The 22374-nt window shown below is 33.9% G+C and carries 18 protein-coding genes and 1 pseudogene; 15 read left to right on the top strand and 4 right to left on the bottom strand.

The window, feature by feature from the left end:
• Positions 1–3: 3 nt before the first annotated feature.
• The 5 genes from ACR1PN_RS03695 (at position 4) to ACR1PN_RS03715 (ending at position 1784) form a co-directional block, all read left to right on the top strand.
• Positions 4–549: an exonuclease domain-containing protein gene (locus ACR1PN_RS03695; protein ID WP_433978926.1), complete on the top strand. Its 546-nt coding sequence runs from the start codon at positions 4–6 to the stop codon at positions 547–549.
• 4 nt (positions 550–553) lie between these two features.
• The gene (locus ACR1PN_RS03700; protein ID WP_433978927.1) at positions 554–925 is read left to right on the top strand and encodes a cyclic-phosphate processing receiver domain-containing protein; all 372 of its coding nucleotides are present in this window, start codon (positions 554–556) and stop codon (positions 923–925) included.
• Positions 925–1119: a DinB family protein gene (locus ACR1PN_RS03705; RefSeq protein WP_433978928.1), complete on the top strand. Its 195-nt coding sequence runs from the start codon at positions 925–927 to the stop codon at positions 1117–1119. Before ACR1PN_RS03700 ends, ACR1PN_RS03705 begins: the two co-directional genes overlap by 1 nt.
• Positions 1120–1236: 117 nt before the next feature.
• Positions 1237–1392, top strand: a complete 156-nt coding sequence (locus tag ACR1PN_RS03710; RefSeq protein ID WP_433978929.1) for a hypothetical protein — start codon at positions 1237–1239, stop codon at positions 1390–1392.
• A gap of 17 nt (positions 1393–1409) precedes the next feature.
• The gene (locus ACR1PN_RS03715; RefSeq protein WP_433978930.1) at positions 1410–1784 is read left to right on the top strand and encodes an exonuclease domain-containing protein; all 375 of its coding nucleotides are present in this window, start codon (positions 1410–1412) and stop codon (positions 1782–1784) included.
• A gap of 110 nt (positions 1785–1894) precedes the next feature.
• Here the strand turns inward: ACR1PN_RS03715 and ACR1PN_RS03720 are convergent, their stop codons facing one another.
• Entirely contained in the window at positions 1895–2341 is a 447-nt protein-coding gene (locus tag ACR1PN_RS03720; protein WP_433978931.1) for a VOC family protein, read from the bottom strand.
• 483 nt (positions 2342–2824) lie between these two features.
• Between ACR1PN_RS03720 and ACR1PN_RS03725 the strand changes: the two genes are divergently transcribed.
• The 3 genes from ACR1PN_RS03725 to ACR1PN_RS03735 all read left to right on the top strand — a co-directional run bounded on the left by ACR1PN_RS03725 (position 2825) and on the right by ACR1PN_RS03735 (position 7726).
• A complete protein-coding gene (locus ACR1PN_RS03725) occupies positions 2825–4342 on the top strand; it encodes a TROVE domain-containing protein (protein WP_433978932.1) in 1518 nt (505 codons plus the stop codon).
• A gap of 684 nt (positions 4343–5026) precedes the next feature.
• On the top strand, positions 5027–5254 hold the full coding sequence (locus tag ACR1PN_RS03730) for a phosphate ABC transporter substrate-binding protein (RefSeq protein WP_433978933.1): 228 nt from the start codon (positions 5027–5029) through the stop codon (positions 5252–5254).
• 1176 nt (positions 5255–6430) lie between these two features.
• Positions 6431–7726, top strand: a complete 1296-nt coding sequence (locus tag ACR1PN_RS03735) for an alpha/beta fold hydrolase (protein ID WP_433978934.1) — start codon at positions 6431–6433, stop codon at positions 7724–7726.
• Between the two features lie 78 nt (positions 7727–7804).
• Here ACR1PN_RS03735 and ACR1PN_RS03740 read toward each other — a convergent pair whose 3' ends face one another.
• Positions 7805–8419 carry a helix-turn-helix domain-containing protein gene (locus ACR1PN_RS03740; RefSeq protein ID WP_433978935.1) on the bottom strand — a complete coding sequence of 205 codons (615 nt, stop codon included), beginning with the start codon at positions 8417–8419 and terminating at the stop codon, positions 7805–7807.
• Positions 8420–8623: 204 nt separating this feature from the next.
• Here ACR1PN_RS03740 and ACR1PN_RS03745 point away from each other — a divergent pair, with 204 nt between their 5' ends.
• The 3 genes from ACR1PN_RS03745 to ACR1PN_RS03755 all read left to right on the top strand — a co-directional run bounded on the left by ACR1PN_RS03745 (position 8624) and on the right by ACR1PN_RS03755 (position 16679).
• Entirely contained in the window at positions 8624–9271 is a 648-nt protein-coding gene (locus ACR1PN_RS03745; protein ID WP_433978936.1) for a hypothetical protein, read from the top strand.
• 214 nt (positions 9272–9485) lie between these two features.
• The gene (locus ACR1PN_RS03750) at positions 9486–11495 is read left to right on the top strand and encodes a flotillin family protein (RefSeq protein ID WP_378175596.1); all 2010 of its coding nucleotides are present in this window, start codon (positions 9486–9488) and stop codon (positions 11493–11495) included.
• Between the two features lie 372 nt (positions 11496–11867).
• Entirely contained in the window at positions 11868–16679 is a 4812-nt protein-coding gene (locus tag ACR1PN_RS03755) for a DNA repair ATPase (protein WP_433978937.1), read from the top strand.
• Positions 16680–16722: 43 nt separating this feature from the next.
• Here the strand turns inward: ACR1PN_RS03755 and ACR1PN_RS03760 are convergent, their stop codons facing one another.
• Together ACR1PN_RS03760 and ACR1PN_RS03765 are read right to left on the bottom strand one after the other, a co-directional pair.
• Positions 16723–17064: a helix-turn-helix domain-containing protein gene (locus ACR1PN_RS03760; RefSeq protein ID WP_433978938.1), complete on the bottom strand. Its 342-nt coding sequence runs from the start codon at positions 17062–17064 to the stop codon at positions 16723–16725.
• Between the two features lie 20 nt (positions 17065–17084).
• Complete coding sequence (locus ACR1PN_RS03765; RefSeq protein WP_433978939.1) at positions 17085–17462, bottom strand: helix-turn-helix domain-containing protein; 378 nt, start codon at positions 17460–17462, stop codon at positions 17085–17087.
• A 785-nt stretch (positions 17463–18247) separates the two neighbouring features.
• Here ACR1PN_RS03765 and ACR1PN_RS03770 point away from each other — a divergent pair.
• The 4 genes and pseudogenes from ACR1PN_RS03770 to ACR1PN_RS03785 all read left to right on the top strand — a co-directional run bounded on the left by ACR1PN_RS03770 (position 18248) and on the right by ACR1PN_RS03785 (position 22369).
• Positions 18248–19782, top strand: a pseudogene (locus ACR1PN_RS03770) (SulP family inorganic anion transporter).
• Between the two features lie 541 nt (positions 19783–20323).
• Complete coding sequence (locus ACR1PN_RS03775; RefSeq protein ID WP_433978940.1) at positions 20324–20998, top strand: HAD family hydrolase; 675 nt, start codon at positions 20324–20326, stop codon at positions 20996–20998.
• A 2-nt stretch (positions 20999–21000) separates the two neighbouring features.
• Positions 21001–21825, top strand: coding sequence for a phosphoribosyltransferase family protein (locus tag ACR1PN_RS03780; RefSeq protein WP_378175574.1), 825 nt, complete (start codon positions 21001–21003; stop codon positions 21823–21825).
• Positions 21815–22369 carry a TerD family protein gene (locus tag ACR1PN_RS03785; RefSeq protein WP_433978941.1) on the top strand — a complete coding sequence of 185 codons (555 nt, stop codon included), beginning with the start codon at positions 21815–21817 and terminating at the stop codon, positions 22367–22369. The genes ACR1PN_RS03780 and ACR1PN_RS03785 overlap by 11 nt, the downstream gene beginning before the upstream one ends.
• Positions 22370–22374: the final 5 nt, after the last annotated feature.

The raw sequence follows: 22374 nt of genomic DNA on the forward strand, positions 1-22374 counted from the left end.
AAAATGTTTTTATACGACAAAGTAATCATCATAGATATCGAAGCTACGTGTTGGGAAAAAGGACAAATTCCCGAAAATCAAAAAAGAGAAATCATTGAAATCGGGATTTGCAAACTCAATATGTCAGACGGAAGTATCGAAGATAAAAGAAGTTATTTGATAAAACCGACACAATCGGAAGTAAGCGAATATTGTTCACAATTGACAGGAATTACGTCTGAAAAGTTAGAAAAAGAAGGGATTTCTTTCAAAGAAGCCTGTTCAAATATCAAAAACAGATACAGTTCTTTACGAAGAACATACGCCGGTTATGGCGGGTTCGACAAATCGATTATGGAAAGTCAGTGTAAAGAATTTGATGTTAAATTTCCTTTCAGTGAAACGTATCTTGATTTGAAAGTACTGATAAGTTTAATGACTGGAGAAAAACCAATTGGACTTTTAAAAGAACTTAAAGCAAGGAATATCGAATTTAAAGGAAATAATCACAATGGTGCAGATGACGCTTTTAACACAGCGAAATTATTGTATCATGTTTTAAAAAAATAAAGCAATGGAACTCACAAAACGATTACTGTTTCTGGATGATATAAGATATCCGATTGAGGTGTATCATTATACAAAACAAGATATTTTCCTTAGAAAAGACTGGCATATCGTTCGAAATTACGAACAGTTTGTCAACAGGATTCTGGAAAAAGGACTCCCGGAAATGATCTCTTTTGACCACGACCTTGCTGATGAACATTATTTGGAACCGAATTCTCAGGAATTTGTGGAAAAAACAGGCTATGATTGCGCAAAATGGCTAGTAGAATATTGTATGGATAACTATTTAGATTTACCCAAATTCTATTGTCACTCAATGAATCCTGTCGGAAAGGAAAATATTGAAAGCCTTTTAAAAAACTTTAAAAATTTATAATGGACATTTTTAGATTGATTCAAGATATAAAAACACATTTGAAACTCAGCTTTGATGAGGTTGACAGATGGTTTGATAAAGATAATAAAATGTTGAATTATCAACCTTCAAATGGAGGCTGGACGATTCATCAGATTTTAGAACATATTTATCTTACGAACTTTTATTTGTTGATTTTAATGGAAAAAGGTTAAAAAAAGCAATGCGAAATTATCTGGATCTTGATTTAAATCTTCAAACTTAAAAACCAAGATGTTCTTAAGTGTTTAAAAAGCTTTTGTCCCTTTTGTGGTTAAATTAAATCTAAACAAATGAAAACAACAGATAAAATATTAATTATAGACCTCGAAGCAACGTGTTGGAATGACCGACCGCCGAGAGGTCAGGAAAGTGAAATTATAGAAATAGGAGTTTGCATTATGGATGCAAAAACCGGTAAGATTTCGCAGAATGAGGGGGGGGAGTAAAACCTCAATTTTCAAAAGTGAGTCCGTTTTGTACGGAACTGACTTCTATCACCCAGAAAATGCTTGATGAGGAAGGTGTTTTGCTGGAAGATGCATTAGATATTCTGAGAGCAGAATACGATTTGGAAAACCTGACATGGGCAAGTTATGGAAACTATGATCTGAATATGCTTCAAAATCAGGCAAGAAGATTTAACGTAGATTATCCTTTGAGCGATGATCATATCAATGTGAAAACTTTGTTCGGAGAATTGCATCCGACAGTTCGTAAAAGTGTCGGTATGGCAAGAGCTTTAGGAGAACTGAATTTCAAACTTGAAGGTACGCATCACAGAGGTGTCGATGATGCTAAAAATATTGCGAAAATATTGTATTGGTGTTTGCAACAATAGTAATGTAACAATTTAGCAATCTAAAATGTAACAATGGCTCTCTTTTCAAAAAGAGAGTTTTTTTATTCTATCGGATCTGTGTAAATCTGAGATATTTGTGAGAAAAAAATTTACTTTTTTTCCAGCCATTCTTCATACGAAAGCACACCCAATTCAGGTTTTCCATCACCTTCTAAAATTGAGATAAATTCTAATTGATTTCCGTCTGGGTCATTAAAATAAATTGCTAAAGCGGGCATCCACCCGAAAACCATTGGCTGAAAGCTTCCGTCTTTCAAAAAATTATATGGTTTTAAATTTTTATTGTTCAAAAATTCAACGGAATAATTTAAAATATCTTCTTTATCGGCTGTAAAAGCGAAATGTCTGGTCTGCAAATTTTCTTTCTGTTCCCACAAACCCAACATTGATTCTTTGTTTTTTCCAATCCATAAAAATGCAATCGGACGGGTTTCATCTTTATGAGCGAATTCCAATCCCAATACTTTTGTGTAAAATTCTATTGCGTTTTCCAAGTTGCTTACTTGCACATGAGTTTCATATAATCCTTTAATCATAGTTTAAAATTTTAATGAGACAAAGCTAAACAACGGATTTTTAAAAACTCCTAATTAGTAATTTCCTTATTTAAAATGAATAATAGACAAATTGTATTTGGGTACTGGCTAATAGTTGTTGGTTTTTGGTTTAGCAGTATGTTTATTTTTCAGAGTTGGACGGAGTGGAGCGTGGAATCTCTGCCATTAAAAATAGTCTAAATTCCTAAAGAATGATAAGCTTTATGGAAAAGAGTTTACTGAAAAAAATATTTTAATGAAACACTACAAAATTTTTATCGCAGATTAAAAATCCTTGCGCCTTAAAAACAGCATCAAAAAAATAAAAACTTAGCGCCTTTGCGATTTTCCAAGAAAAAAATAAAACTTTTTCACAAAAATTTTCACTACGCAAAAACATTGCGCAAAATCCTCCTTACTTTGCATCAGAAATCAGAGAGGAAGCGATAATCCTCCAAAAATGTTTAACTAAAAACAGTAACCATGAAATTTAATTTTTTAAGAAAAGAGAATAAAGTAGTAACGAACTACGAAGGTGCAAAGGCTTACACCATGACGCCCGCAGAAGAATTGTACAGTGCTGTTGTTACAACAGGATTATCAAACGCAACCTATGAAAAAGGAAATGACAGATTGGCGAGAATCCAGTCTCTGATTCAGAAAAACGACCCTGAATTTGTTGCAAAACTAGCCGTTTATGCAAGAAAAGATATGTATTTGCGTTCGATTCCATTGGTTTTGACAACCGAATTGGCAAAACAGACTTCAGGTACAGATTTGGTTAGCAGAACTGTTGACGGAGTCATCCAAAGAGCTGACGAAATCACGGAATTGCTGGCATATTACCAATTGGCAAACGAAAGAACAGACTTGAAAAAACTGAATAAGCTTTCAAAACAAATTCAAAAAGGTCTGGTAAAATCATTCAACAAATTTGATGAATATCAATTCGCAAAATACAACAGAAAAGCGGAAGTTACCTTGAAAGATGCTTTGTTTTTGGTTCACCCGAAAGCTAAAGATGAAAATCAACAGGCAATTTTCAACAAAATCGTAAATGATTCGCTAGAAACTCCATATACTTGGGAAGTTGAACTTTCCGTGTTGGGTCAGACAAAATTTGCCGATGATGCAGAAAGAAAATTAGCTTTCAAAAACAAATGGGAAGAACTGATCTTCAGCAACAAATTGGGTTATATGGCGACTTTGAGAAATCTTAGAAATATTTTGGAAGCCAACGTTTCTCCGGAAGCGATGAACAAGGTGTGCAATTATTTGTCGGATGAAAAAGCCGTAAGAAATTCAAAGCAATTGCCATTCAGATTTTTGTCGGCGTATAGAGAATTGAAAACGATTGATTCGCCTTACTTGTCATCAATTTTGGAAGCATTGGAAGATGCGGTGATGGTGAGTGCAAAAAACATCAAAGGTTTTGGCTTCGACACTTCAGTGGTAATCGCGGCAGATGTTTCCGGTTCGATGCAACAACCGGTTTCTCCGAAATCTAAAGTATTGTTGTACGATATTGGTTTGTTGATGTCGATGATGTTGCAGTCACAGTGCAAAAATGTGGTTTCAGGTATGTTTGGAGACACTTGGAAGAGAGTTCCGATGCCTAAAAGCGGTATCTTGAGAAACGTGGATGCATTCTACAAAAGAGAAGGTGAAGTGGGTTACTCCACAAATGGTTATTTGGTGATCGAAGATCTATTGAAGAGACGTGAAAAAGTGGATAAAGTAATGTTATTCACCGACACTCAGCTTTGGGATAGCAACGGTGGTGGAAATTCTTTTGAAAATTCATGGAATCAATACAAAAGTTTCAACCCGAATGCAAAATTGTATATTTTTGACTTGGCGGGTTACGGAAGACAACCGTTGGATGTCAGAAAAAATGATGTATATCTTATCGCAGGTTGGTCCGACAAAATTTTCGATGTCCTGAATGCTTTGGAAGACAAAAAATCTGCAGTGGAAATGATTAAAAAAGTAGTGCTGTAAAAGGCACTGCTTTAATAATGATAAATTATAAGTGATAAATGATGAATGATTTTTATGCTGAATTATTGCTGTAATTGAGAAGCTTAATCCCGCTTTCCACTATATCTTTTGTTCCGCTTTGCTACACCAAAGGATGTCGTTGCAATCGGGGCTAGTAAGAAGCAATGCTTTAATTGACGGTTAGTTTGTCATTCAGAACGGAATGTAATGAAGAGAAGAATCTGTTTTGAGATTGCTTCGTCGCTTCGCTCCTCGCAATGACAAAAAGCTTCAAAAACGAAAAAAAATAGAAAATATTTTAAACGACGCGAAAAGATTGCGCACTAAAATAGTAATTTTGCAGTAACAAAAAACAATAACCATAAAAACTTAAAAAAACAATCGATGCCGTAAGAAAAGAATTCCTTCGATTTCCACTTGAACCAGAGTCTTTTCGCTATTTTGCTCGATTTAAACTAACCAATGTCGTTATCTTTAGAGTTCCATCGTCAAACTTCCAATTTGAACAACATTCAAAAAACTCTTATAACTTGTTACTTGGTTTTTAATTTAAAAAAAAATTAATTGCGTAAAAAGAATGCGCATTAACTAAATAAATTTGTATTAACAAAAAAACAATAACCATGTATTATTATAAAAAATGTCTTAAAGAAGCACTGTATTGAGGTTAAATACTCAATACTTATGAAAAAATTGAAGTCATTAAGACAAGCTTTCGGAATCAATGAATATGGATTCATTGATTTTCCGAAGAAAATTTCAAATGTCCAGGTTTCCAGAATTTTATATGGAGACGATTCGGGATGCTCTTATTGTTTTCCACACGGCTATGAAACATTTAATTCAAAAGAAATTAAGTTTCAGAGAAACTGGAAAAAATACAGAAAAACCCAATGGAAAACTAAAAAGTAAGGGTCGTAAAAAAGAGTTACTCTACTTTACATTGAAACATAATTCTCTTTTTAGGAATTGCTCGATTTTAAAATCATTATTGAAACATAAAAATCAAGTGTCGTTTTAGAATCATACTTCGAGATTGAGTAAACATTGGGTCGCAGGTTCGATTCCTGCCTTTTCCCTCGGAAAGGAAAAGTAGCTCAGACGATAGAGCAAATGCACGGAAGATTCTATAATTTTTACCTTGATAAAAACAAAGAGTGCCGTCAGAGAAAACTTACTTCGGTTAATCTTATGATGTTGGTTCGACTCCAGAATAAATCTGAAAAAATGATTTATATAAAGAGTTTTCTCGTCTTTTGCCTCTTTTTCATTAAAAAAAATTGACAGATAAGTGTCGTAGAGAAGGGTTACTTCGTAACTATAACGGTCCTAAGGTAGCGAAATTCGGGCGACCGAGCTAGTGAGGTTGGGTTGAAAACCAACTGGGCAAAAGTTTTCGTAAGAAAGCGCAAGTCTCTCGTAGATGTAGAATTGCCGGCTCCCTGCCCAAATCGGGTAAGAGCGGCGCTCTGAAAAGAGCACAAATACCTTTTTCGCCTTTTACCTTATCTGTTTAAAAATAAAAAACAAGTGCCGTAGAATAGTGTTACTTCGCTCATCACGACGGGGTCGCGGGTTCGAAATGCAAGGCATTCGTGAATACAAAAAATAAAAATAAATAAGAACAATGAACAATCCCGTCTTTTCCACAATTCAAAAACACAAAATCAAAATAGGAAAAGTAGCTCAGTTGGTTAGAGCACGACATTACGCTTTTTGGTTGTTGCCTTGTTTTTAAAATAAAAGTGTCGCAGAGAAAAGTTACTTCGTCACCATTTAAAGGGGAGGAATAGCGAAGCCGGTATCTCTGGCAAGGCTATCCGGTTCGATTCCGGCGAGACGTTGCCCCACATTTTATTATTCTTTTCTCGATTTTTACCTTTTATTCTTTGCAATCCTTTCGATTTTTTTGAGAGGATTTTTTTTATTCTTTTAATGATACTTAGATATTTTATCCTCAATGTGTGAAATTTATTTGATAGATTTGTGCTATTTAATAAACCTTTTATGGTGATGAAGATTTTCTATTTGAAATTGTAACCAAATGAAAACTTATGCTGTCATCTATATAGTAAATCTTATCAAATCATGCTAAAGCTAATTTTAAACTTATTCGTTTTTATCTTCTCTGTTGTTTTTGCCAAATTTTCCGGGCAAAAGCTGTATCAGGTTTATCAGGGAGTGAATGTCGAAAAATACCAGGGTAAAAACTTTCTTTTGGAGGGTAAAATATTCTACAACAACGAAATTTCCAATACTTCATGGATTGTCTTGACTACAGTGCCAATGAACAATAAGGGAAAAGTGATGAAAGATCCTGTCTATACTCCGGATGCCGGAATGTATTATAAAAAAGGAGAGTGGAGTTCTTACGAGATGAAAGGTAAAATCGATAAAAAAGCAACGGGTCTTGTGATAGGTGTTGCTGTTGCGGGTACCGGAAGTTATTATCTTGATGATTTTAAATTGTTTGTTTTGGATGGTAAAGATAAAATTGAAATTCCCGTAAAGAATGGCGGTTTTGAAGATGTTTCGTTAATGCCATGGCAATCTCATGCTATGGAAAAAGGTTCTCAAATGTCAATTTCAGATGCGAAGCCTTTCTCAGGAAAACAGTCTTTATTGATTGATAATTCTGCTGCTTATGTTAAACCAAGTTTGGGAAACAATAAAGAAGTCGGAAAGTTTATGGATGTCAATGGAGTAAAATTGTATTATGAAGTGTATGGGCAGGGCGAACCACTTTTGTTAATCCACGGAAACAACAGTTCCATGGCGAGTTTCAGCAATCAGTTGGATGTTTTGACGAAAAAATATCAGGTAATTGCTGTAGATAGCCGTGGTCAGGGAAATTCCACTTCAAACGATGTGAAATTAACTTACGAATTAATGGCGGATGATGTCAACGTATTTTTAGATCAATTAAATCTTAAAGATGTCAATGTTTTAGGCTGGAGTGACGGCGGAAATATAGCCCTGATTCTGGGAATGGAACATCCTGAGAAAGTCAAAAAAATGGCAATTATGGGAGCAGTACTTTACAACAACAAAACTTCTGTAGATCCTGAAATCAATAAAATTCTCAATCAGCAGGTTGCAGAAATGAAAGCAAATGGGGTTTCTGAAAATGATATGAATTACCGTTTGAAAATGCTTCTTTTAAACGAGCCAAACATTAACCCTGATTCTTTGCAGAAAATTACCGCGCCAACTTTGGTTATGGCTGGAGAACATGATGTGATGCCTGAAAAGCATACCAAATTAATTGCCGATAAAATTCCAAAAGGAAAAATGCTGATTTTTAAAGGTGGTGACCATGAAATGCCTTCCAATAATCCTCAGGTTTTTAATAAAGCTGTTTTGGATTTTTTTGAAGGTTTCTAAAATCTTAAGATCAGTTTAGAAATCCACGCAATCACCAAAATCTGCGGGAAATAAATTAAACTAATTCTTAAAGCAGAATCATCTATTTTGCTTTTTCTCTAAAATCTCAATCCTTTCCAAAATACCGGAAAGGATATTTTTTTGATCGAATGAAAGATAGCCGGCAATTTTATAAACCTCTTTCTCCGAGCGTAATTCTTTCGGAACTGAAGAAAGGTATTTCAGATTCCCATTTTCCGTAGTAAGTAAGGTTTCAGGATTTTCTTCAGGTATATTTGATTTAACTAAAAATAAAAAATCTCCAATGCTATAATTTGATAAAAGCAATGAACCTTCGGTGAATTCATAGATTAAATCAATATTTGCTAATGTTTTTTGCAGTGAATTATATTTAATATTATTTTCAAAACTATTTTCCTGATAAGGTAAGTCTGAATTAAAAGAAAGTTGAAACTTTTCAAAATTTTCAGGTTTATTTAAATCATCTACTGTTAAGGGAGTGGTTAAGAATTTATCCAAATCAAGATTAAAATAGTGAACGACAGTAAGTAAAGTAGATATTTTAGGCTCCGACCGTCCTTCTTCATAAGCTCCGATTACTCCTCTGTTTAATTCAAATAAATCTGCAAATGCCTGTTGACTCAAACCTTTTGCTTGTCTTATTGTCTTAATATTAGCTCCGAAAAAACTCATAAATACTAATGTTTTTTGCAAATGTAAGATTAATTTTAATTAAAATGCTAATAATATTTGCAATTTTAAATAATTTTATTATATTTGTGTACAATCGAAAATGATTGACGGTAAAAGTTTATTATTTAGATTGGTTTGTAATAGATGTTTAATCTAAAATGGATATTTATTGCTAATAATTAAAAATTTAAAAACACATCAGATATGAACTTTCAGGAATTTTTAACAACAGCTTTTTCGCCGGTCAACACCGTTTTAAGCGTGCTGCTTATTTTGGCGGTGATTTATTGGCTTTTTACGATTATCACGGGTTTGGATATTGATATCGGACTTGATGCGGATTTAGATATTGACACAAGCGCGCCTGATGGTCATGTTCATATTCCTGATGATCCTTCTGCATGGATTCAGTTCTTGAAATTTCTAAACCTCGATATTGTTCCGATTACCTATTTTCTGACAATATCACTCTTTCTTACCTGGTTGGGCTCAATTTATCTCGAAGTATTTGCTTCCTTCGAAATCTGGATTTCAGCTTTACTAGTTGTTCCAATGTTTTTAATAAGTATGTTGGTAACAAAGGTAGTTTTAAAACCAATAAATCCTTTTTTCAGGGAAATCAATCATAAAGGAGAAATTTCACATGACTTTTTAGGAAGACAGGGTAGAATGAAATCAACCATTCACGGTAATAAAATCGGAATCCTCGAAGTTTTTATCGGAAGCGATCCAATGACATTAATGGTAAAAAGCAAAGACGGCGAAATGATCGAGCACGGTACAACGGTTTATGTTGTCGATGAGGCAGTTGGAAGAAAATATTATTACGTAGCAAAAGAAATTAAATTTTAAACCTAAAGCATAGATAAAACTTCAATTTTAACAAAGTGTTTGTCATTTCGTAGGAATCTCAAAATACCTTGTAAAGTTAATAGGAAAGTGAGTCTTTTGCTGAGTGAAACGCCTTTGCGAACGAAAAATATACAGAAAAATATTTCAAAAATCTTTGCGGACTTTACGTTAAAAAAATTAAACACAAAAATTAGAATAAATAAACTATAAAAATATGAATACACCTTTAATTGTAGGAATTGTTGTCATTGTGATAGCATCCATAGGATTAATTTTCTGGATTTTATCAATGTATAAAAAAACAGTTCAGGGAATTGTTATTTTGAGAACAGGTTATGGAGGGACGAAAGTTTTCTTCAATGCGGGAATTGTAATTCCGGTTATTCACAGAATGGAATCAATGGATATTTCCGTTAAAAAACTGGAAATCGCCAGAGAAGGAAGAGCGGGATTGATCTGTAAAGATAATATGAGAGCCGATATTCAGGTGGCTTTTTTTATCAGGGTTAATAAATCGGTGGATGATATCGTGAATGTTGGTCAGACCATCGGCTGTCAGAGAGCTTCGGATATTAATACTTTAAGAGAATTGTTTGAAGCTAAATTTTCGGAAGCTTTAAAAACGGTCGGTAAAAAGTTTGAATTTATTGAACTGTACGAAGCAAGAAGTGAATTTCGCCAGGAAATTTTGGATATCATCGGAACAGATCTGAACGGTTACGTTTTAGATGACTGTGCGATTGATTATTTAGAGCAGACTAAAATCGAGAATTTAGATAAAGACAATATCTTGGATTCGGAAGGTATTAAAAAGATTACTGAATTAACGGCGACACAAAATATCAAAGCCAATCAGGTTCGCAGAGACGAGGAAAAAACAATTACCAAACAGAATGTTGAAGCCCGTGAAGCGATTTTAGAACTGGAAAAGCAATTGGCAGAAAAAGAAGAATCTCAGAAAAGAGAAGTTGCCAATATTAAGGCTCGTGAAAATGCAGAAATTCTTAAAGTAAATGAAGAAGAAAGGTTGAAATATGAAACCGTTCGTATTGCGACTGAAGAAAAACTTCAGATTGCGGAAGAAAATAAGTTGAGACAAGTGGTTATTGCTGCTAAAAATAAAGAACGTGCTGATTTGGTGGAAACAGAAAGAGTACAGAAAGATAAAATGTTAGAAGCCACCGAAAGAGAAAGAATTGTTTCTTTGGCTCAGATTGAAAAAGAAAAAGCAATTGAATTAGAAAAGAAAAATATTCAGGATGCAATCCGTGAGCGTTTAACGATGGAAAAAACGGTTGTTGAAGAGCAGCAGGTGATCAAAGATCTGGAAGCTTTCAAAACGGCAGACAGAACAAAGCAGGTGGAAATCACTTTGGCAACTCAGGAAGCTGAAAAGAAATTGATTCAGGAAACAAAAGCAGCAGAAGCGCGAAAATTAGCTGCTGAAAAAGACGCTCAGAAATACGTTATCGAAGCTCAGGCAAAAAGAGATGCTGCTGAAAAAGAAGCTGAAGCACGTAAAATCATTGCTGATGCAAAAGCAAAAGAAGAAGCAACAGTTGGTTTGTCTGAAGCTCAGGTTCTTCATGCAAAAGCTGATGCAGCAGAAAGACAGGGAATTGTGGAAGCGGTTGTTATCGAGAAAAAAGCGGATGCTGTGAAGAAAGAAGGAATTGCCCAGGCGGAAGTCATCAAAGAAAAAGCTTTGGCAGAAGCGGCAGGAATTACCGAAAAAGCAGAAGCAATGAAAAAGCTGAATGACGCAGGAAAAGACCATGAAGAGTTCCGATTGACTTTGGCGAAAGAAAAAGAAGTGGAATTGGCTCAAATTTCAATCCAGAAAGATATTGCACAGGCTCAAGCCGGAGTTTTAGCAGAAGCATTCAAATCTGCAAAAATTGATATCGTAGGTGGAGATAATACGTTTTTTGATAACGTGATTCGTCAGGTTTCTGCAGGAAAAGGATTAGATAAATTTATCAGTCACAGCGAAAACGCAACATTGGTCAAAGAAAACCTTTTAGGTGACGGTGAAAACATTATCGAAAAAGTAATGGGAATGGTTGAGAAATACAATATTTCTTCCGAAGATATCAAAAATATGAGTATTGCAAGTCTTATTTTTAAACTGAATAATGTTGCTAACCAGCAGGAAAGAGGACTTCTCGACCGAGCAATGGATATGGCAAGAAATTTGGGCATCGATCAAAAGCCAATCAGATAAACCGGAAATTTTCAAGAGTCCTGAAAGGACGATTTTCTAAAGGATAGGATAAAATCCTATCAATAAATAGGGGAATTTGAAAAAACAAAAACCATATTATATTGTTAAAGCTCTCATTGTATAATTTTCAATGATATTTTGAGAGTTTTTTTCTAAAGGTATTTGATTGAATAAGTAATTCAATAGAAACGGGCTTTAGCCCGTTTAAATAAAAAATCAATTCATTCGGCTTTAGCCAAAACTTAGTCAAAGCCTTTGCTGAGTCAAACGCCTTTGCGAACGAAAAATATACACAATATTTTAAAAAAAATCTTTGCGGACTTTGCGTTAAAAACAAATCGTCTCAAAGAATAACATCTAACATCTCAAAATATGTCAGAGCAATTAAATTCAGGGACATACGAAATCATACAGAACCGCCTGAATGAGCAGAAAAACGACCTCATTCAACGGCTTCAGAAGCTGAACGAAAGCCGTAAAGAGATTTTTGGAGGAGTCGACTTTTCACTCATCGCCAATGAAAGAATTTCTACGGAGCACAATTGTGTTGCCAAAGATATTTTTTCACTGAAAGATACTTTGATCTTCGGTTCCAATGCGCATTTGGGTTTGCAGACGGAGATTAATATCACTGATGTTTTTTCGATCTATAAAATCAATAACGACCGTTTTGAACCGCAGGATTCTTCTTTAATCGGAGATGAAATCTTTATTGACGAGTTCAAAAATCTGTATAAATATTACAGAAATACATTTTTTGCACGCTTTCATTTTACTGAAAACTATTTGTACATGGTTTTCCAATTGTCTGAAAGTACTTCCGATATCAAAGCATTTAAATGGTTGATTAAAGAGAATGAATTAACATACGTTGATTCCAGAAGTGCTTCTGAAGTGACATATCCTCCGCAACATGGTTTTGCATGGACGAAAGCAACCAGAGATATGCAGCGAAGCGGGAAATTCCCGCACGTTTCTTTGGCAGATAAAGTTTTTGTAGAATCCATTGGTGGAGATTTAACTATAAAAATCGAAGATAATACCGATACCGGAAAAGGAATTTATTCTGAAGATGTTATTCATAAAGACCAGAATCTTGATGATGCGGAAATTCATTTTTGTGACCTGGATAATTTGGTTTTGTTTAAAATTAAACCGTATCAGGAAACGGAAAGATATTTCATTTACAATCATAAAGAAAAGACGGTTTCGAGAGTTGATACTTTAAAACATTCAGCAGTTTTGCTTCCGGAAAATCAGGGTGTTTTGTTCTCAAACGGTTATGCTTTGCAGACGGGTGGTTTAAAAGTAATTTCTCAGGATATCAATCGACTTCATTATCTGAAAACAATTCAAGAGCCGAATGGTGAAAATTTCATGTATGTTTTCTACGATGATAAAACAAATAATTATCAGCTGATTTCGTATAATATTATTACCCAAACGATTGAGACACCGATTCGTTGCAGCGGATATTCAGTTTTAAACGACGGGAAGCTTATCTATTTAAGAGAGAGTGTTGAGACAACCAAACATCATTTAGCTCAAATTTGGCAGACTCCATATTCAAAAGAATTGTTGCCGAATACAGAAAAATCAGACACGCTGCTTTACAAAATCGGGAACAAAGATATTGTAAGAGTGATGGCAGAAAGTCAGGAGCTGATTACACTTTTGAATAAAAAAGATTCTTACAGCGGGCTGTACGACGATATTGTTAAGCTTTCCACAACCATTTTAGATGCGTATTATTTTCTTGGTGATGATGAGGTTGAAAATCTCGACCAGCCTTTAAAAGAAATCAGAAGTATCGCTCATTCTGCAATCAATGAATATGAAAAAGTTGTCGAACAGAAGAAAAATACGAGTGAAGCCGTTGAAAAAATCAAGGTTGCCTGCGAGAAAATTTTAGATGAAACCAAAAGAATCAACTATTCTCAACTGACGGAATACATCGATATGCTTTCCCAAATCAGGGCTTTGCGTGGCGAAATTACCGGAGCAAGAGATTTGAAATATGTAGATGTCGCTATTCTTGATTCTTTAGAAAAGTCACTGGCTGAAAGGTCGGAAGAACTTTCCAATGCGTGTGTAAACTTCCTGCTTCAGGACGATGCGTTGCTTCCTTATCAAAACAGAGCGCAAAAGATTTCTGAAAATATTATCAATTTACAGAAAGCAATTGATGCCAAAACGATTGAAGAAGAAATCAATAATTTGTCAGGACAGCTTGAACTTTTGGTGGATATTGTCAATAATTTAAAAATTGAAGACACCTCACAATCTACCCAGATTATTGAAAATATTTCGGTTATTTTTGCCAGATTAAATCAGGAGCGATTAGAACTTTCAAAAAGAAAACGAGAGATTTCTGGCAAAGAATTGTCTGCCGATTTTCAGGCGCAAATGACGTTGTTTGATCAATCGGTAATTAATTTTCTCGAGCTGTCTCAAACCCCAGAAAAATGTGATGAATATCTGACTAAACTTTCTATTCAGCTGGAAGAAATGGAGACGAAATTTGTTGATTTCGATGAGTTTATTCAGAATATCGGCGAAAAAAGGGAAGAAGTTTATGGTCATTTCCAAAATAAAAGGGTTCAGTTAACGGAATCCAGAAATAAACGTACTCAAAGTTTATACGATTCTGCACAGCGAATTTTAAAATCTGTTCAGATAAAATCTGAATCTTTCGATTCTGAAAATGAAATTAACGGCTATTTTGCGACTGATTTAATGGTTGAAAAAGTCCGTGATATTTCCCGACAGTTGATGGAAATGGAAGATTCTGCAAAAGCGGAAGAAATTCAGACTTTACTGAAAACCTCACAGCAGGAATCGGTCAGAAAGCTTAAAGATAAAAAGGAAATTTATGCAGACGGAGACAATGTGATTGCTTTGGGCGATTATAAATTCGCGGTCAACCATCAGAAATTAGACCTGACTTTGGTAATGAGAAATGCGCAGTATTATTATCATTTGACGGGAACTGCATTTTATGAGCCGTTAAATTTTGAAACGATTTCAGATTACAAAGAAGTCTGGAATCAGGAATATATTTCTGAAAATCAAAATGTAAAACGTTTTGAATATTTAGCGTGGAATGTCTTTTCAAATAATAAAAATATCAATACTGAAGAACAAAACCGAAATGCTATTCAGCAATTTATGACGGAGCATTTTGGAGAAGGTTTGGTAAAAGGAATTCATGATGAAGATGCGTTAACGATTGTATCAAAACTTCAACAGATGCACAATGAATTGGGTTTGATGCAGTTTACACCGAAAGAAAGAGCTTTGGCGCAATTATTCTGGTATTTTTTAAATCAAGACAGAAAAGAATATTATCAGAAGCAGTTTGAAGCAGCGAATTTGATTTCAAAATCTTTTGCAACAGATGAAGGTTTTCAATATTTAAATGAAGAATTATCGAATGAAATAAAATTTTTTGTTCAGAATAATCATCTTTTTGCTGACATAAATTATTTCAATGTCGCCATTTATCTGAAAAGAGAAAATAAATCAGCATTTTTGGTTTCAGAAAGAGCAGGCTTATTGTATGAATCATTTTTAAAAGATTTAAAGGAAAAAGGGAAAGATTTAGAATTTACCGACCAGTTAAATGCTCTGAAACAATATCCTGCAGCTTGTTTTTCTATTGCTGAAAGTGCTTTGAATGCGTTCTTATTTAATTCAGAATCAAACTTTGAAGATGATATTAAAAAAGAAGCAGCCGTATTTTTTGTAACGAAGAATTTTGATGCTAAAAATATTCTTCATATTGCTTATGAAACGGTTTTAAAAGAATTGAAATCGCTAGAAAAAGATGTCGACTATGCTTTAAATTATTATGAATTCAGTTCACGATTATCTCATTTCAATGAAGTGATTGTTCCAAAATATATACAGCTTCAGGAACTCAAAGCGAAATGGGTGAATGATAAAAAGAAAGCCCTGAAAATCGAGACTTTCAAATCTCAGGTTTTAAGTTCGTTTGTAAGAAACAGATTGATTAATGATGTGTATTTTCCTTTAATCGGAGCTAATTTAGCAAAACAATTAGGTACAGTAGGAAACGACAAACGTACCGATAGAATGGGAATGTTACTTTTAGTCTCGCCTCCGGGTTACGGAAAAACGACGTTAATGGAATATATGGCAGACCGAATGGGATTGGTTTTTATGAAAATTAACGGTCCGTCAATCGGTCATGATATTGTTTCGACAGATCCGAACGAAGCTAAAAATGCAGGAGCAAAACAGGAATTGGAAAAGCTGAATTTGGCTTTGGAAATGGGAGATAATGTAATGTTATATCTTGATGATATTCAGCATTGTAATCCTGAATTTTTACAGAAATTTATTTCTTTAGCCGACGGACAGCGAAAAATTGAAGGAATTTATAATGGCGAAAGCAAAACTTATGATTTAAGATCAAAAAGATTCTGCTTGGTGATGGCCGGAAATCCATATACGGAAAGTGGCGAGAAATTCAGAATTCCGGATATGTTGGCGAACCGTTCCGACACGTATAATTTAGGTGAAATTTCAGGTAGTAAAACAGAATTGTTCGATTTGAGTTTGATTGAAAATGCTTTGATGTCAAACGACTACCTTACCCGATTGACTCAATTCGGGATGGAAAATCTTTACAATCTTTATGACAGCATTCAATCTGATTCGCCGAATGTGGATTTGTCAGGAAACTTCAGTTCAAACGAAATTTCAGACTTCAGAAAAGTGCTTGAAAATGCATTGAAGGTAAGAGATGTTGTTCTGAAAGTCAATAAACAATATATCGCTTCCGCCGCAATGTCCGATGAGTACAGAAATGAACCTCCGTTCAAGCTGCAGGGTTCCTACCGAAATATGAATACGCTGATTGCGCAAATTCAACCGATTTTGAAAGATGAAGAAGTTACTCAGATTGTTTTGAATCATTATCAGAACGAATCTCAGACCTTGACAACCGGTGCAGAATCAAATATGCTTAAATTAAAAGAATTAATGAGCCTGATTTCAGAAGATGAGAGCCATCGTTGGGAAGAAATCAAGAGAACATTCGTTAAAAATAAGATGATAAAAGGGTTAGGTGAAAATGACCGGATGACACAGGTAATTGCTTTATTGGCTCAGTTCAGTGAAGGCCTTGACGGGATAAAAGATGTTCTAAAGAAAGATTAATTTATTAAAGAAAATACTACGCGATTGCGTAGTATTTTTTTTGTTATCTTTTTGATGTTTCGGTCATCTCTTCTTCAAGAATTTTTTTCCATTTAGAAAAAGTAGTTCGGCTGATGTTATACTTTCTAGACATAAAACTTGTCGATAAATCATGCTTTTTCTGATAGTTTAAAAGCTTCAGCATGGTTTTTTTGTCATACGTTTTAAGCTGTTGATTGGTTTTTGCTGTTTCTTTGGATTGTTTAAAAAGACGTTCATTCAGTTTTAGAATTTCTTCTGTTGAGTCTAGTTTTTCCAGCTGTTCGCGCACTTTTGGGCATTCCAGCTTTTCAGGATGGTTCATTTTCAGGAGATCCTGATAAATTCGGTTGTAATTCGGTCTCATAAATATAAATGTTTTGGTGGTTATCTTTTCTTTTGGATCCAACGGTGTAAAGTGCTTTTTGGGATTGAGTATTCTTTGATCACTTCTGCCTGAGACATTTCCCCGGATTCAATTCTGTTTAGGATAAAATCTTTGATTTCCTGCGTATAGATGTTTTTTCTGAATTGTGGGGTAGCATCGCTCTTTGGGGTATTGCTTTTGTTTACTGCAGCCGGTGGTGCGTACAATATCAGATGCGAGCTGTACAATCTGAAAAAGTCATATTCAAGCAATTTACTCCATCGCAATAAAATATCAGTTTCTACAGACTGACTTTCATATACATTTTCAATAAATTCTTCATCTTTACCAAGAAAATTGCAGATTCTTTCAATAGGTATTTGTTTATGATCTACCATTTCTTTGATGTACTTTCCTATATGTATATTTTTGTATAACATTTACTAATAATAACTTATTTTTAAATTAATCGCATTTAATGTAGTAAAGAGAAGATGGCAGGACCGAAAAAGAAATATATTGGGAACTATTTCTTTTTATTTTTGAAATGCTCAAAGTTCAGCTGTCTCACTACTTTACAAGGTTAAATTGTTTATTAACTGTAAAAATATGATTTTCAGCAATTTGTGTTTTTGTGATTGGGTGGCTAGATAAGTTTTTTTGGTTTTAGTTATTGTCTCAATTTGTGGCTTAATTTTATATTAATGCTCAAAACTGTGATTTAATATATATTTAACGAGGTTTACAATGTACTTAAAACCTATTTAACATAATAATCAATTATTTAACATAATATTTTTACTCTAATTGAAATAAGTGTTAATATTTACCTTATCTATGTTTCAAAAGTAAAAAAAAATAATGAATAAATCACTATAAAAGCTTTTGATTAATGTTAATAATATTTAATTTATTTTGAAAACAGACTGTTAAAATATGTCTAATAAAAGAAAATAATAACTCATAGTTTGGGTTTGTTGTAGATTCTCAATGACATACAATTTGGTTAAGATCTAAAATTTTACTCAGTTAACGAATAAGTAAATCGTAAATGGTATTTTTGCTCATAGAAAAAATAAGATTAAAGTTGAATAACTTAAAGACTAATATTTGTTTATAAATGAACTTTATTTTATTTTGATAATTAATTTATATTTTTCTTATCAATGTAATAATTGTAAATATGCAGTCATCATCTCTATTCGACTTCTCTAAGAAAATCAATTATAAAAACGAAATTTTAGCGGGGCTTACTGTTGCAATGACAATGATTCCCGAGTCACTTTCGTTTGCTATCCTTGCCGGACTTTCTCCTCTCATTGGCTTATATGCAGCCTTCATGATGGGTTTGGTCACCGCAATTTTTGGCGGACGTCCCGGTATGGTTTCCGGTGGAGCAGGGGCGACGATTGTTGTTTTAATTGCTTTGATAAAAACTCACGGTGTAGAATATCTCTTCGCAACTGTTCTTCTTGCGGGTGTTTTTCAGATATTGGTCGGAGCTTTTAAACTCGGAAAATTCGTAAGATTAATTCCCCAACCAGTCATGTATGGTTTCCTGAATGGTTTGGCAGTCATTATTTTTATGGCACAGGTCGAACAATTTAAAATTACGGATGCTAGTGGAATGACGAGCTGGTTGCAAGGTTCTTCCTTATATATAATGGCAGGACTTACCGCATTCACGATCGTCATTGTTTACTTTTTCCCAAAAATCACAAAAGTAGTTCCGGCATCTTTGGTCGCAATTTTAATAGTCTTCGGAGTCGTTGTAGGTTTTGGTATTAATACGAAAACGGTTGCAGACATTGCTCACATCAGCGGAAGCTTACCAGGTTTTCATATTCCAAGCATTCCTTTTTCATTAGAAACTTTACAGATTATTTTTCCTTACGCCTTAATTATGGCGGGAGTCGGATTAATAGAATCTTTATTAACCTTATCAATGGTTGATGAAATCACAAACTCAAAAGGAAGTGCCAATAAAGAATCTATTGCTCAAGGCTTAGCCAATATTACGAACGGTTTCTTCGGCGGAATGGGTGGGTGTGCGATGGTTGCCCAAACTTTGGTTAATCTGAATGCCGGTTCAAGAGCCAGACTTTCCGGAATTATTGCATCCATTACAATTTTAATCATCATTTTAGTCGGAGCGCCTTTTATCGAAAAAATTCCAATGGCGGCTTTGGTTGGGGTCATGATGATGGTTGCAATTTCCACTTTTCAGTGGGTTTCGATTCGAATTGTCAATAAAATGCCGAAATCAGATATTTTTGTCGGAATTACGGTAGCTTTAATTACGATTGTCCTTCACAATTTAGCGTTAGCTGTTTTGGTTGAGTGATTATTTCAGCATTGGTTTTTGCCTGGGATAATGCGAAAAGGATTCGTGCAAGAAAGTATATTGATGAAAATGGTATTAAATATTACGAAATTTCCGGGCCATTATTCTTTGGTTCTGTTACAGTATTTACAGATAAATTCGATCCGATAAATGATCCAAACGACGTCATAATAGATTTCAAAGAAAGCCGAATTGTAGATATGAGTGCCATCGATGCTGTAGACAAATTATCAAAAAAATACAGTCAGCTCAATAAAAAACTTCATTTAAAACATCTCAGCGAAGATTCCATTAAAATGTTGAAAAATGCCGAAGCCGTCATTGAAGTAAACATTCAGGAAGACCCGACGTACAAAGTAATGCCAGAGAAGTAGAAGAGTGAGAGTGTTTGAGAATTGTAGAGTTGTAGAGTTTTAGTGTGTTGTATGTCATTGCGAGGAGCGAAGCAACGAAGCAATCTCAAAAAAATTACAAGATCCGTGAGAAAGCAAGTCTCTTGAAGTTTGAAGGTTAAAATATAACACAAACATCTGTGAAATCCGTGCAATCTGTGGGAAAATAAATTTTTGTTAGATATTCGTGAAAATTCGTATAATTCGTGGCAAAGAAAACCTGCGCAATCCGCAAAATCTGCGAAAGCAAAATTCACAAATGATTTGTTATCCCAATAATTTAAATAATTATACAAAATAAATTTACAACACTTTTGTGAGGTTATACTATTTTTCAAAGTAAAAATACTGCTTGTTTCGTCTTTCATAAAAATCTTAAAAAATCTTAAAAAAAATCAAGATTGGATGAAAAATTTTATCTTTGAGATTAATTGATTTTAAAACACAAAATGATGATTAAAAATAGCGTAACATTTAAACAAATCTTTTTCAATAGAAGCTAGATCTATTAACTTAAATTATTTTGAAAACAGATATCGACATTCAGAACCATGATCATTTTTCTTTTGATCTTTGGCTTACTCTCATCAAATCTCATCCCGAATTCAAAGCAAAAAGAGTTGAGCTTTTCTCTTCATTTTTTGATGTGAAAAAACCGATAGATGAAGTTACGAAAACGGTAAAATATTATGATGATCTTTGTAATAATATCAATGAGGTAATTGGCGGAAATGTTGACACTTTCGAGATTTATTTGTTGATTTTAGGAGCGTTAAATGTTGATTTGAAACAGTTAAATAGAGAAGTTTTAAGTGATTTTTACCAGAAAAGTGAAAATTTATTTTTGGAATATAAACCTGTTGTGATTTTTGAAAATTTACATCAGTTTTTTGATGAAATTAAAAGTCAGGGAAAAACAATCAATATTCTCAGTAATACAGGTTTCATTAAAGGAACAACGATGCGAAAGTTTCTGACCAATGAAAATCTTGATCAATATATCGATTTCCATATTTATTCTGATGAAATTAATTGCTCAAAACCTAATCCGATGATTTTTCAGGAGGTGAAAAATTCGGTGGAAAACAAAGATTTAAAATTGGAGAAGATTTTGCATATCGGTGATAATCCGATTGCTGATTACAAAGGTGCAAAAGATTTTGGATTCAGCGCACATTTAATAAAACACAAAATTTGAATATGAATAAAAGATACAGCTTACACAAAATAGATTCTGCCGAAGAATTTACATTCTCTCCGGAAGAATACAGCTATTTTAAATATGGAGATAAATTTTATGCTGAAAAGTTTGCTAAGGAACTTTTCGAAGGATTTATTGGCCAACATTCCGAAATTTTAGATACAGACAAAGAGATTGTTGTGTTGCCAAGTCCATATATGGCAATTCCGACAGCTTCTAATTTTCTATGTTTTTATTTTAAAAAACATCTTGATTTTTATCTTTTTCAGAAAGGAAAAAAGTCGAGTATCATTTCAAAAATTAACAGAAATCATACGTACACAACAGATTACGGAACTTTAAGCTTTGAAGACCGTAAAAATCTGATTGCGAACGATACTTACTATCTGGATAAAGATTTTTTAAGAGGAAAACTCTGTATTTTTATCGATGACATTAAAATTACAGGAAGCCACGAATATACGGTGAATAAAATTCTCAATCAATACTCAGTAAATGCTGATTTTCTTTTCATGTATTACGCTGAATTGATTAATATGGAAATTGATCCCAAGATTGAGAACTTTTTCAATTATTATACAGTGAAAAATGTTCAGGATGTGGTGGAAGTGATGTCTAAAGAAAGTTTTCAGTTTAATACGAGAATTGTAAAGTATATTTTAGGCTTAAATTCCGAAAATTTTGAGTATCTTACTTCAAATGTAAAAAAACAGCATACTGATGATTTAATTGAGCTTGCAATCAGCAACAATTATCATTTAATAAAAGAATACGAAAATAACATAAACACTTTAACACAAACAGAAATCTATTATGGCAATTAACTTACAGAAAGGACAAAGAGAAAATATAAACGCACCAAAATTCACTGTTGGTTTAGGATGGGATATCAATAATACATCAACAGGAGGTGCTTTCGATCTTGATGCATCACTATTTTTATTGGGTGATAACAAAAGACTGGTTTCAGATAGTCACTTTATTTTTTACAACAATCTTGAGTCTCCGGATAAAGCTGTGATTCACTCTGGTGATAACCTTACAGGTGACGGTGATGGTGATGATGAGCAGATTAAAATTGATTTAACTAAAATTGATGCAGCCGTTAAAGAAATTTCAGTAGTTGTAACGATTCACGATGCCGATGCGAGAAGACAGAATTTCGGACAGGTAAGAAATTCTTTCATTAGAATTTTCAATACAGATACGAACGAAGAGATTTTGAAGTATGAATTGGATGAAGACTTCTCAATCGAAACTGCTGTAGAATTCGGAAGAATCTACAACAGAAATGGTGAATGGAAATTTGAAGCGGTAGGAAGCGGACAAAGAGAAGGGCTTGAGAAATTTGTATCAATGTATCAATAATCAGC

The sequence above is a fragment of the Chryseobacterium sp. RLHN22 genome, assembly GCF_051011795.1.
Lineage (GTDB): Bacteria > Bacteroidota > Bacteroidia > Flavobacteriales > Weeksellaceae > Chryseobacterium > Chryseobacterium zhengzhouense.

Excerpts from the sequence above, each read along its gene's own strand:
- ACR1PN_RS03780 (WP_378175574.1), top strand. The coding sequence starts at position 21,001 with ATGAATAAAAGATACAGCTTACACAAAATAGATTCTGCCGAAGAATTT.
- ACR1PN_RS03760 (WP_433978938.1), bottom strand. The coding sequence starts at position 17,064 with ATGAGACCGAATTACAACCGAATTTATCAGGATCTCCTGAAAATGAAC.
- ACR1PN_RS03750 (WP_378175596.1), top strand. The coding sequence starts at position 9,486 with ATGAATACACCTTTAATTGTAGGAATTGTTGTCATTGTGATAGCATCC.
- ACR1PN_RS03710 (WP_433978929.1), top strand. The coding sequence starts at position 1,237 with ATGAAAACAACAGATAAAATATTAATTATAGACCTCGAAGCAACGTGT.
- ACR1PN_RS03705 (WP_433978928.1), top strand. The coding sequence starts at position 925 with ATGGACATTTTTAGATTGATTCAAGATATAAAAACACATTTGAAACTC.
- ACR1PN_RS03745 (WP_433978936.1), top strand. The coding sequence starts at position 8,624 with ATGAACTTTCAGGAATTTTTAACAACAGCTTTTTCGCCGGTCAACACC.
- ACR1PN_RS03700 (WP_433978927.1), top strand. The coding sequence starts at position 554 with ATGGAACTCACAAAACGATTACTGTTTCTGGATGATATAAGATATCCG.
- ACR1PN_RS03735 (WP_433978934.1), top strand. The coding sequence starts at position 6,431 with ATGCTAAAGCTAATTTTAAACTTATTCGTTTTTATCTTCTCTGTTGTT.
- ACR1PN_RS03740 (WP_433978935.1), bottom strand. The coding sequence starts at position 8,419 with ATGAGTTTTTTCGGAGCTAATATTAAGACAATAAGACAAGCAAAAGGT.
- ACR1PN_RS03725 (WP_433978932.1), top strand. The coding sequence starts at position 2,825 with ATGAAATTTAATTTTTTAAGAAAAGAGAATAAAGTAGTAACGAACTAC.
- ACR1PN_RS03730 (WP_433978933.1), top strand. The coding sequence starts at position 5,027 with ATGAAAAAATTGAAGTCATTAAGACAAGCTTTCGGAATCAATGAATAT.
- ACR1PN_RS03755 (WP_433978937.1), top strand. The coding sequence starts at position 11,868 with ATGTCAGAGCAATTAAATTCAGGGACATACGAAATCATACAGAACCGC.
- ACR1PN_RS03785 (WP_433978941.1), top strand. The coding sequence starts at position 21,815 with ATGGCAATTAACTTACAGAAAGGACAAAGAGAAAATATAAACGCACCA.
- ACR1PN_RS03720 (WP_433978931.1), bottom strand. The coding sequence starts at position 2,341 with ATGATTAAAGGATTATATGAAACTCATGTGCAAGTAAGCAACTTGGAA.
- ACR1PN_RS03765 (WP_433978939.1), bottom strand. The coding sequence starts at position 17,462 with ATGGTAGATCATAAACAAATACCTATTGAAAGAATCTGCAATTTTCTT.
- ACR1PN_RS03695 (WP_433978926.1), top strand. The coding sequence starts at position 4 with ATGTTTTTATACGACAAAGTAATCATCATAGATATCGAAGCTACGTGT.